Origin of the sequence: Winogradskyella sp., assembly GCF_965228925.1 — a bacterium.
Classification (GTDB): domain Bacteria; phylum Bacteroidota; class Bacteroidia; order Flavobacteriales; family Flavobacteriaceae; genus Winogradskyella.
The window spans coordinates 3,939,331-3,952,055 of record NZ_OZ245845.1; the positions used below are offsets into that span (position 1 = coordinate 3,939,331).

Consider the following 12,725-nt stretch of genomic DNA (forward strand, 5'->3'; position numbering starts at 1 on the left):
CTAAATATTAAAAGTCTTGTTTTAAGGAAGTATTTCTCCGGCTCTAACAGGAATATCTTGCGAAATAGTATAACGTGTTCCATTTAGACGGTTATATTCCCTCCTCCATCTTTCACACACTAATTTAAATCTGCTCCAAGTAACTGACCCGGGTGTAGCAGAAGTGCCTTTTCTATGTGAAAATGATTCTCCACAATAAGGCTGTCTGTGTGTTCCTCGCCGTTCTATTCCATGTTCATCTCTGATTAAGTTTTCTCTTTCAACAGTCGCCTGATGGCCACCTTCTCCTCTAGGTTTCACATGATCAGCACCATGAGTGCCCTGATCCATCATCCAAGCATGTCCGCATAATTCGTGACCCAAAATTAGCCAAGGATCGATGTCAACTAATCTCCCAGAGGCTGTAGCCGCTCCCCAAGCTTCTCTATCATTTGGTGACGGCGCAGTAACAATTCCACCCGTTCCTCCAGAATGAGGAGTGTTACCTCTAGTCGCATTATCAGGAATGGTATGAGGCCAGGTAGAATCGTCTATTTTTATTCTCCAGCGATTTGAAGACTTAACCATATCGCAAAGGCATCCACAACCTGTAGGGGTTGACGGCACTGCAACAATAGAGCAAATACCATTAAGACCAACTCCTACTTCACCACTATTATTAACATTAATATTTCCATCGGGACATAATCTTCTCAAATATTGTTTTGCAATATTTCTGTTAGTATCCACAACTCCTCTTCCCGTAGGATTGGCGATAAGACTTGAAGGATCTTCTACAACTATACTTCTTTGTATTTTTCGTTGTACCGCTCCTTGCTGAACAGTATGCGTCAACTCATGGGCCAACAAATGCTTTCCTGAATTAGAACTTGGATTATATTTCCCTTCATTGAAATAAATATCATTACCTACGGTAAAGGCCTGAGCATTTAAATCTCTGCTCATTTGAATGGCCTGAGTTCCTGTGTGGATACGAACACCTGAGAAATCAGTTCCGAATCGACTTTCCATAAAACCTTGGGTGTCTTTATCCATGGCTTGACCTCCACCTCTACTTGAATCGATTTGTTGTGTTAAAGTTTCTGAGGCTGTTCCTCCCTCTACACCATGACTTTTTCTCTGAACCATAGGTGTAATTTCAGTTGCCAATGATTTCTTCTGCACCGTCTCTTCTTCGCAAGCGGCACATTTTCGCTGTACTAAGGGTCCTGAATGTTGCTCAGCATTCACCTGAGAATCGCTCATGCCAACCACCTTATCTGCCATAGCATCGGCTTCTACTTCATAAGCATCGTTGGATGATCCAATAGAAAGCTTCCTTTGAATCGTTTGTGTTCCAAAGAATGGTCCATTATCTTTTTTCTGAATAGCAGGTTGAGTTATATGTTGTTGTACTAATGCTTCCATCTGATTAAATTTTTATAGCCATTGACATGTTAAAAAATGTTTCATCCAAGGCGTCTTTATAGTTCCGATGCCCCATGGTAAGTGATCTAAGAGTATATCAACACTTTGATGCTCTACGATAAGTTCATACTGTGCTTCTTTGTATTCTGTGAGCTTGGCATTGCGCTGTAAAAACGTATCTCGTAACGTTGCTACAGACGTATCCTTTAGTATAGACCAATGTGTAATCACTGATTCCAACAATTCTTGACATTGTACTTTTTCTTCTTTAGTAATGTCCCAGTCTGTTTTAACAGCAGTTGCTACGGCGACCCCGCAAAGGATTTTATTTAGGACCAATTCATTTTCAAAAATTTCTGCTGTTCCATAAACCAAATAATGCATCAACAATATGGCGCGATGTTGCAAGACTTCATCTTTCCATTGACTTGCCTCGAGATAACCCAATCGTTCAAATAACGGCACTAAAAAAGGACTTAAAATTACTATACCAGAATTTTTAATATACATATAGGATGTATCATCCTGAGATTCATTGTGACTATACCCTTGCAAAGCTTCTAAGATGGATTCAATATCAGTGTTTGTTGCATTTTTTAAAGACGTATCATCGTTTTTTTGTTTGGTGTTTGTATTAACTCCCGCTACTTTAGAGGCAATACTAACTAAGGTCTTCTGAAACCCTTTAAAGATAACCTTATTTTTAAAGGTCTTTGAATGGATTCTTGTTTGCCAGATTTCGATATGTTTTATGAGTTCTGGCTCTGATATACTAAAATAGGTATGCGCCGATTTTAAAATAGCATCGGTCAAGGTTTTTGTGTTACAATTTGGACCTGAACTGTTTATGATCGTTATCCATAACAAGTAAAGCGCAAATGGCTCCAAGGATTTTGGACCTTGCTTTAAAATAGCCCTAAGACCATCAATATCTTTTGTAACATTTAGCGTATCTGCCAATGCACGCTGAAGTTGATGAGGAAGATTTAAGACTAACCGCAAAACAACATTATGCAATAGTTCGGAGTCTTGTTCAATCGCATTGAACAACGCATCGGAAAACTGCTCATCAACCTTAACCACATTCATAATATGGCTTAAACGATCGGTAGATGTGTTTAATGACAATTTACCTTCTGTTAAATACTGTAACAATAGCTGTTGATATAGGAAATCCTTGGAAACAATTTTGTGATTATTGGATGTAGTTTTCTCATTAACTTTTTGTTTTTGATTGGCTGCAAAAAATACTTCAACTTGTTCTAAAATGGCACTGATCAAGTTGTGCTTCCAATTCGACATGGTTAAATTTGGAATGGACACCTCTAATGTTTCAACCTGCCATACATGATCAGAAACATCATACCTGCTTAATAGTTCGTCTAGTTTTGGGTACAAGGTTTGTTCAAAAACATATCCTATTTCATGCTGAATATGTTTTGCAGTACTTTGTTTGGCACAAGAGATTTCGATATGATGCTTTTCTATAAAGTTCAAGGTCTTCTAACTAAATTTTGGAGCATGAAATTGTAACGAAGTGTACACTTTAATAGCATTAGTCCTTTCCAACTGACTAACAAAAGTTAATGCAACTCTTCTTTGGGTAGACAGCTTAATACTCAATGTTCCTATTTCTATTTCATTAATATTATTTTTCTTTCGAATTGGAATAGCAAAAGACATCTCCTCCTTAAATTGGGCATTATTGTTAAAAAATTTCTGAAGTGTTGAAAATAGTCGGTCAGGAACTTGGAATAAATACGTAAAAACAGATTCAGAGTTCGTTTCAATCTTAAATGTAAAATTAACTGACTCGCCTTCCAATCCTTTGAACGAATACCATATTGCACCAACGCTATTACCACGTCTACCTATTAATTTTTCTGCCTTTCCATCATTAAAAAAATGAAATGGTTGTAAGCTACTTGGGCTACCGCCTCCTGTAGTATCATTTTCAGTATAGTCCAATAGTTTTGTTAAAACATCCCGAACTTCTGATGCTTTATTGTTTCCTTCGTCTTCTATTGCAGCTATGGCTGCTTCTACTTGTGGTCGTGTTGCCATAATATTAGTGTTTTAAAAATTATTGATCATTTGTAAAAAAGTCGTTGCAATCAAAATCATTGCCGTCAAAATCGGCGACAATAGGTTTTGGTGTTTCAGATTCAATGACGATATTGATATTGTCGCCTTCAGAACAGCAGATATAGGGCAAATAGAAATCGGCCACTATAGTTTTCTGAATAGCTGTATCGTTAGTTGGCTCTGCCCGCAAACCAGTTAAATAATTCGTTACGATGTTTTGGTTAAAATATCTCGCTACCGCAGTATTAAAATTATTAGCGATATGGCTAGAGATATGAGCTCTATAATCTAAAAGGGCTCTATTTACAGTATTGAAACTTGGATCGCTATTATCCATCCGACGCGATTCTAAGTAAGGATTATGTGTTTTTCTTTTGCGAAGTACATTTTCATTGGTAATTCTATCAACGGAAGCCTCCGTAAATTTAAATTTCGCCACATACTCTCTGACAAATTGAAAAAACAGCGGATTAATAAAAATTGGTGAAGACGCCTTTTGGAAAATAGAATAGTCGCTATATACCATTACAAAAGTCCCTCCTGAAACCACTCCTGCTTGATGTTCTAACCCAGGGTGTTTTTTTGAAAACTCAGATAGGAAGGTCGATTTTACACCACGAATCCAACGGTTTATAGCTTCTTGATAGATGACCGTAAAGCTGTCTTCTAAAATAATAGCATTAAAATCTTCTAAACGATTTTCAATTTCCTGTAAAACGGCTGAGTTGTTTCCGCGTTGGACAAAATCGATACATGCATTATGCAATAGGAATATATCATTTAATTGTTCTAAAGCATCATAAAACGTTTGATAATTTTCTAAAAACTCGGTTAAGTCCTCAGTTAGAAGCGTTTTGAATTCGTTTACGGTATCCTCGAGGCTTTTAAGGAAACTATCATTAAATACAGCATAGGCTTGTTGAACTGCAGCTTTGTTAGTCTTTAGCCAATTCACTATAAAATCTGTTGTATTAATGAGCCTTGTTTTGGCGAGGTCATACTCAATTTCCAAGTCATCCCAAGTATTTCTATCATTATTAAAAATAACAGTGCGTCCTGTATCATCGACGGCATTTATACCCACAACTTTAAACGGTAATCGATATTGCTCTTGTAATGCTGTTACTTGAGTTAATGCTTCTGTGTATGATTTACCGACATGACCTTCAATTCTAAAAAAGTCATAATCCTTTATGTCATATTCCAAAGGGTTTGTTACATGGGAAGCACCTGGATTATATTGCGCCGCATGATAACTCAATATATTTTTATGTTGATGCCTTCTTGTCAACTGAGGTGACCATTTTGTATTGAGTTCTGGGATGTCTGAATAATAAAACGGTATGGCCTTTTCGGATAAAGGCACTTTTCCCAAGTACGATGGTGTTATTTTTATACCTTCTTTTAATACGGCTTCTAGGTTGAGATTAAAAGTGCCCACTTGCCTTATTAATTTTTCTAAAAGTCCCTTTAATTCCTGTTCTAGCTCTCGTTCGCCGGACGCCATTATCCCTGTCTTTATAAAGGATGTTCTAAACTTAGCCAAACTGTTATCGTGAGATACAACTTCGGTAGCAATTTCTGCTGATCCTAAGAGTATGTGAAATGGGAACTTCTGTTTATCTGGACAGCATAGACTTGGGTTACATAAATGAAACTGGGCAATTTCATTATGGGTGTCTACTAAATCTGAAATCCAGTCCCAAATGTACTGCAAGTAATTCCCGTTTTTATTCTGGTTAACTACTGAAATTATTCTGCCCGAGACCTCATGAAGTCTAATATAATTATCTAAACTACTGAAGGCATCTGCATAATGATCGTGCAGCACATTGAAACTATTGTTGACTAAGGGAATGGATTTTTCTATTAAGCTTTTGTAGGATCCCAAAACATCAGCTACGATTTTCAATTCTGTTTTAGGAACATTATATCTGGGTAATACCAGTGGGTCGAAATAAACACGATTACAATGATTGAGGTCAAACTCAGATTCCGACAGTACATCAGCGTCTACCAAAAGTGGTCTTACTTTAAACTCTAGGCGTTTGCCTTTGTCATCACAATCCAATGACTCACAATTTTTCAGATTATTTAAGCTGGTTTCTACCAAAAGCATGACCACTTTGTTTTCTAACATAACAGCCGTAAGCGGTTGCTTTTCATCGTCAGTGGCATCTGAGGGCAGTAATTCTATAGACGTCTTAAAAGGTTGGTACATATTTGCATACTGATACAAATCATTGAGATAAGTGAGATCATCTTCTATTGCTGGATTTAAAAAGTTTTCCGCTAGGTTTACTGTCTTAAAATGTGTAAAGGTTGCGGCTTCAAATGGGATTAAATAACCCAATGAGGTCACACCTACACCACAATTGATACGTATACTTGTTGTGTTAGGTTTCGTAATCTCCATTCCACATACCAAGCCCATACCCAATAGTTGCACTCTAGAGGCGCGATCTTGCTCTTCTAAATAACTAATGAATTTGTTTAAGTGCTTTTGACTTAATACTTGATCGGCTTCAAAAATGGGATAGCTGTTATTTATTAATGTCATGGCTCAATTTTTTTAAGTGTTCCTAACGAACTGTTATTTAATATTATTGGATTGTCTAATTCACTCACTTTACAATCGTAAAGTATGCCACTATCATAAATTGTATTTAATTCCTTGAATACTACGATTAATTCCGAAAGGGCAAGGTTGTATTGTTTTTGCTGAGTTTTGCTTAGATTTCCCATACAATACTTCTGTTTTAATTTTTTATAGGCTTCTAACCATTTTTTATAGGCGTTTTGAAAAGCTAGCATATCCGATCTACCGACCCAGCATATTTTTATCATACAATGTGCTGGAGCTTCTTGTCTGCAGAGCGTTTCGGCATATTCGCGGAAATATCTATTCCTGAAGCGCGCCAACCAACCGGGTAAAACCAATGTTGCCTTAAATGAATATGGATCCATGTGATCTTCTGAATAGCAATCGTCATTAAGGCATACAGTTAAGAGGTCCTCATCTGTAAGGTTCTCATCAGAAACCAAAGGCCTTAGCAAGATATGTTCTAACAAATAGAAATTCTCTAAATGCGAATTGAGCCCTTGATACAATTTTGAGATATAGTCCTGAGCTTCTTTTTCACTTTCAAAGGCTTTATCTAATCTTGCTACTTTTTTGTGATCACTATTTATAACATAGATATAGGATTTAGAAAATGTAAATACACGATAAGCACTAATCGTATGAAGTAGCTCATGTGCTAATTGCCAATGTGCCTCTAATGGTAAAGTCACTGAGTTTAACAAGCGAAATTTCAATTCCCCAATAGCTGTTTGATAGGTCCATGTTTTCTTAGGAACATTATCAACTATATCTCCTAATACAATGGAATTAATCCCCAACAGTGCAGCAATTCTTTTTTCGTAGCCGCCTCTTTGCTCAATACCCCAAGGATAAGCCTCATCTGCATTGGTTACTTGGCAATAATTAAACCCCAAGCCGCGCGCATAGCTCAGTTTTGGATATTGCATCAAAAAGCGTTGCTTATCATCTATCAGCTCCTGATTCTGAAGCGTAAGTTCGGCAAGCCCCTGCGCATTTTGTTGTATCATATGTGTCATAAGCACATAGTCATTAAACGACTCACCAAAACGGGCCATTAAATGGTCTAAAACACGATTTCGTCTATCATAAAATGTGGCTTCTGTTTCGTAAATTGATCGATCACTGTCCCTCTCTCCATGCAATAGTATATTTTCAAAATCTTTGCTGTAAGCCTCATCTGCAAATGTTATTTCATCAATGCCACTGATGGTATTGACGTACTTTGGAAAGTAGGTTTTATCTATTTTATCCAACTTATCGATATCGAGATCAAACAGATGCTTAGCTTGGTACAACTGATTGAAAAAATCTGTCAATATCTGATCAAAATGTAACAAATAGGCTTTTAATTGTTTCGCTTGCGCTTTGCGTAAATCGGAGCTCGTTGTTAATAACTGTCCTTCCCCTATGCGATAGGTCTCAGGAAAGTCGTTTTGTATGCTGTAATATTCATTCAACTCATAGTATTGCCCTTCTGGAATAGGGAAATCATTGCTAGGGTTTTCTAGTTTTAGGCTATTGTTCTGTGTTTTTAGGTAGACAATTCCTTGACTCAGTTCTAAACCACCTGCCTCTGGTATCATAAAAGGAATACTGTCCCTAAACAACAAAAGCTTGGACTTGCCGTAAGCAAAAACAGCTCTTTTTTGTCCATCCAATGTGAGGCACCAAGCTTGATTTTTTGCGTCTTCGAGAGGTTTTCCATCAGCACCATATGCTGTTAAAAGCACATTCTTCACTGATTTAACCCCTGGTATATCTAGAACTGCAGCTATAATATCTGAGGCGTGAATGCAATCTTTTAAGTCAGCTTTCAACACATCTTCATCTAATAGAAAACCATGTGTCAATGATGGCCCACTAAATATCTCCCTTGGTGATTTGCCCATATTTAGCATGTCACCAAGCGTATAAAACGGTATTGGTGGGGCGAAGATTTCATCAATCGTCTGATTTACTTTTGCAAGGATTTCTTCAGCATCAAAGCCGTTTTCTAGTTCTAGATCCGCGCATATACCAACATCTATATTTCCTATCGTCTCAACACATAACCAATCTTCTGTCAGATTTCTATTTTCGCAAAGGATGTGATTGACGACTTTGAATATTTCAACAACTTTTTGTTTCTTTTGCGCTAGTAGATCGATGACATGGCTAATATTTTTTACTACATTAAAATAGTCTTTAACCGTATTTAACTCATCTGGATCTCTAGTCTTAAATAAAAGCGTCAAGGTTTGTGAATTATTACTACTTCGCTGAATAGTAACAGTAATCGTTCCGTTGTGATCGTCAATAGACTTAAGTTCTATTTTAGAGGGTGTATTCATTAACCTTAACCAATCGGCTTTATAATGATTCCAACTATCAAACTCAAGTGTGATATCAACTTCTACAAAATTGTTATCGTCGTCTAACCAGGCGTATTGTAACGCGACGTTGTTTAATTCTCCCAAAGTCATGTCGTCGCTTAGTTCTATGACCACTTTATTGAGTCCACGAATCGGCAAACGCTGTACATCATCATAATCATCGAGTGATTTTAGACTTAATTTATCTTCTTTTAGATTGACAAAAACAGGGATTTCATTATCTAATGGTAGATTGTGGTCTGAGGCATTTTTTTCGTGCTTACCGTAAATAAGCCAAGCATTGTTAATGCCTTCCACATCTATAAGTACTTTTCGATAATCCAGTACCGTCAGCGGGGCATTGGTAAGAATTTGTTTTGCCGTAAAAAAGGACTTGTTTTCAATTTTACCATTGGCATTTGCCAAAATATGTTCAATATCAAAATTGGTTCTGTAACCTAACTCTGTTATGGCATAGCAGAGTATTTCCATTATTGTAATCCCAGGGTCATGGGCATTATAGTCTGTCCATAATTTGTGCGTTAAGGATTCGATATACCGTTGTCCTTCTTTCCTTAGAAAATCAAAATCTTCTGCTGGTTTTAGGGTTCTGCCTTTATCTATATAAAAATCTGTTTTCATGAGCAGCAATGTGTTAAAGGAGTTATGTCATGAGTATCAGGAACAAACAAACTATAGACGGTTTTGGGAATGATTTTATCAATATCCTTCATCTCAGAAACGATGCTATCTGAACTTTCTTCAAGGATAAAATGATCGACTTTAAAATCCGAGATATAGTCTACATAAGTTTGTTGCTCTATGAGATGAATTAGGCTCGATTTATTTATTGGTTTTTGAAAGTCTATTGAGCCATCATCACTATAAGCCCAAGGACTTAAAAATGCATTGATGGTATCCTGTAATTGTTGCTTATATAAATTTGTATCTGCCCCAGGAATTTCAATGTATTTCACACTAAATCGAAGCTTCAACTTTTCTAGCCTTGGGGCTTTCACCGCTAAACGAACGTGCGGACTAGTTCTGTTTTTGATAAAGGTTTCTATGCGTTTCATAGTCCCTAAATCGACCAAGGGTTTATTGGAAGCCCTAGTTTTTGCTACAGGAATGAGCGTGACATATCCTGCACTACTGTTATCCAATTTGACATTGTCATAGCGATGATGGTTTAAGCATTTGACTTGAAATACTTCCGGAAAATTATCCAATACCAGCTTTTCATAATCCCAAATCGTAATGGCCTTTCCTTTGTGACGTAATCGTTCACTGGTCCTTTGATAAAAACGGTTTTGATCTTCTCTCGGCCGTCCCGAAAAAGAGCTGTAGGGTTGCTCTATTTTCTTGATATTGCGATTGGTAGATTGGAGCTTGGAGATGGTTCTGGCATCGGTATGTTCTATAAAGTCTGTACCTTTTAATTCAAAATCCACTAAGGTTGCTTTTAAGGCTTGGTCATGAATACCTATTAAGTCGCATATGGCATCAATGCGTTCTGGGGCTTGGATACGTATCCACCAATAATCTGAAGGCCATTCGGTCTGATCCTTTAGTTTAAGGTCATTTGGGCTGTTCAAGGTCACAATGCCCGATTGCGTAAGTCCATTGGTAGCATCGTTAATGGCATTACTTTCAAAATCGACCCATTCCGTTCCATAAAGATAGCTCCATGTTAAATCGATAGCTTCTAGTCTTGGATTTGCTGTACCATCGGCTACTTGAAACAATAAGTTTAATGCATTGCCGCCTTGAATATCCTTTATCCCAATAAACAATTCGCCTTCATTGGTGTAAGGTGGTAAAATGCGCATTCTTTCTGTAGAAAACACCTTGTAACCCTTAGGGTAAATCTGATAAAGCCCATAAGTATTTTGCGTCTCTGAAACAGAGAAACTTGCCGATACTGAATAATTAAACGACATCTCCAATATATTTGGCACATAAGGTAGTGCGGTAGCGCCCTCTGTCTTCTTTGCTTCTTCGATATAGTTATTTAAGAAGGTATTGTTACTATACGCCTCATCGTCTAGAACAAACTTAGCAAAACCCGAAGCATCCCCTGTTGTAATAGCTTCGTCCTCAGTGAAATCATAAGGAATCAAACTCGTATTAGTAAAGGCGTAATTTGAGTCTAAATCGCCATCTATCCAAGTGCCATTATTAAGAAGCGTAAAATTGGAAGAACCTTCCATATTAAAACGAACATAAGTCGGCACATCAGTGACAATATTTAATATATCTGGGGTATTAATATTCCAAACCCTCTTTTGAGCCACGCCCTTTACTAAGTTAACTGGCGCATCCGTGGTGATATTAAAGGTTCCTTGAGCACCTTCTTTCTGAAAGAATTCCTTGCATGCAAATATCAGTGCATTTCCGTTTTTTGGCAGCGCCCCATAAGGCTCAAAGCTTTTGGTGTGATCAACTTCTCCTGTATTATTAAACAATTTAAATTGCTTGTAGTTGGTAACCGTAATGTCTAGGTCGACTTTGTTGAAACTCTCATTATCTCCGGTCTTGCTGATTATTTTTAAAACTGGAAATGGTGTATTTATAAAAACACCTTCATGAACTTCAGGGTCAAAAGGAACAATGCCTTTCTCATCAGAATCTATGGTTAAAATTGTAATATTATTTTCAAAATTCGCATCAGCTTTATGCCAACCTTCTTCTCCTGTGAGATAAAACTCAAAATGTTCCGGCTGTATCTTAACGCTTTGGGTGTCATTGTTCCAAAATGTTAATTTAATATCACGTTTGCCTCCTCTGAGATATAGCAGCGGTGATGCCAAAGCAAAACCTATGTCATTGTATACGGTTTCTCCAGGAAAGGCTTTCCAGCTATCACCAGCTGCATTTAAATCCGTAACATCTTGAAAATAATAGGCCTTATCTCTGATACTACTTCCATAGATTTGAGCGATTTTGGCCTGATTTATTGCTGTATCTGATGCCGATTCGTAGTATTTGTTTCTGCCTTCACTGTCCTTACCCGCCAAAAAAACACTGCCCTTTTCAATTAGAAAAGCTGATGCATTTTTGTGTGGTTCAATACATAGATGCACCGCATCAGGGTTTGCCACCTCAGGATAAAGGTTTAATATTTTGTTGTAGTAAAAATCGAGATGACGTTCGGTAAACTCGTTAAGATTGTCTTGTGCAAATCCGAATAACTTCAAAAATGCTAAATACAAGGCATATTGCGGCGAATGCTTTGGATAGGTATCTAGATTCTTAGTAAGCTGATCTTGACTCTTGTTTTTCCATTGTTGTAATAAGCCAAATATATTTTGCACTTTCTTATTAAACAAATGATGCTGAAGTGTGAATAGTAAATCGGTCGATAAAGCCAACTCCTGCTGCACCGTATCAATTAAAAGTATTAAATTGCTTTGAGTATTCTTAAAATACGCTTTGATTTCAAAATCATTTGGGAGCTCCGCTATTTTGTCTGTTAATCCTATAACGGTTTTTGATATCGCTTGAAAAAATGGCAACACTATATCGCGTTGATCTGCCAGTACAGGCACAAAAAGCAATTCTCTTTTTTTCAATTTAAAGTCTTGGATCAATGCAAGAATATCCAATTCCGTAATCTGTGCCAGAATAGCGGTGGTTTCCCACTGAAAAAAGGTATCCCATCTATCCGTTAAGACATTATTATTATCATAAAAATTAATCTGTTGAGATAGCTTGTTGGTGCCCACAATGAGATCTGCTATCGTACGCTCATCGAGATGTATAAAACCTGGCTGCAATGCCTTTAGCATTCTGCCGGATTGTTTGGTTCCAGGTTTTTTATGTGTTGCTATGTCTATATCACAGTTGGCCATGATGCTCTTTAAGTTTTGATATAAGTGCCTTCCTTAATGTAAAAAGGATGCACGTAATTAAGCCTAGAATTGGTTGTTCTTATTTTATATTGAAGCTGAATATTTATCACGCCCTCTTCGGCCTTTGGACTCGTAAAGAAAATTTCTTCAAGATCTATTCTTGGTTCGTACAAGAGGATCGCCTTTTTGATAATGGTTTTCAGTTTCGTTAAAAATGTAACCGTGATGCTCTCAAATGGCATTACATGTATGCCACAACCATAATCGGATAGCAATACACGTTCACCCAATCGCGTCGACATTAGTATTTCTAGGCTTTGCCTAATGTCTTCCTCATCACTCACAGTTTCTACGGTTCTTTTATGCGGATTGAATGTTGGTGGAAAGCTCCAGCCTGTTCCTAAAAAATCGTCTTGATCCATATCC

The 12,725-nt window shown here is 37.3% G+C and carries 7 protein-coding genes; all 7 read right to left on the minus strand.

Features of this window, described 5'->3' with window-relative positions; genetic code table 11:
* Positions 1 to 21: 21 nt before the first annotated feature.
* Genes ACO052_RS16390 through ACO052_RS16420 form a run of 7 tightly spaced genes read right to left on the minus strand, consistent with a single transcriptional unit; the run spans position 22 to position 12,721 of the window.
* The gene (locus ACO052_RS16390; RefSeq protein WP_422104871.1) at positions 22 to 1,407 is read right to left on the minus strand and encodes a DUF4157 domain-containing protein; all 1,386 of its coding nucleotides are present in this window, start codon (positions 1,405 to 1,407) and stop codon (positions 22 to 24) included.
* Positions 1,408 to 1,419: 12 nt separating this feature from the next.
* A complete protein-coding gene (locus ACO052_RS16395; protein ID WP_422104872.1) occupies positions 1,420 to 2,904 on the minus strand; it encodes a contractile injection system tape measure protein in 1,485 nt (494 codons plus the stop codon).
* 6 nt (positions 2,905 to 2,910) lie between these two features.
* Positions 2,911 to 3,471: a hypothetical protein gene (locus ACO052_RS16400; protein WP_422104873.1), complete on the minus strand. Its 561-nt coding sequence runs from the start codon at positions 3,469 to 3,471 to the stop codon at positions 2,911 to 2,913.
* A gap of 19 nt (positions 3,472 to 3,490) precedes the next feature.
* Positions 3,491 to 6,052, minus strand: a complete 2,562-nt coding sequence (locus ACO052_RS16405; protein ID WP_422104874.1) for a hypothetical protein — start codon at positions 6,050 to 6,052, stop codon at positions 3,491 to 3,493.
* Positions 6,049 to 9,090, minus strand: a complete 3,042-nt coding sequence (locus ACO052_RS16410) for a hypothetical protein (RefSeq protein WP_422104875.1) — start codon at positions 9,088 to 9,090, stop codon at positions 6,049 to 6,051. Before ACO052_RS16410 ends, ACO052_RS16405 begins: the two co-directional genes overlap by 4 nt.
* Entirely contained in the window at positions 9,087 to 12,299 is a 3,213-nt protein-coding gene (locus ACO052_RS16415) for a hypothetical protein (protein ID WP_422104876.1), read from the minus strand. The genes ACO052_RS16410 and ACO052_RS16415 overlap by 4 nt, the downstream gene beginning before the upstream one ends.
* An 8-nt stretch (positions 12,300 to 12,307) precedes the next feature.
* Positions 12,308 to 12,721, minus strand: coding sequence for a GPW/gp25 family protein (locus ACO052_RS16420; RefSeq protein ID WP_422104877.1), 414 nt, complete (start codon positions 12,719 to 12,721; stop codon positions 12,308 to 12,310).
* Between the last annotated feature and the right edge of the window lie 4 nt (positions 12,722 to 12,725).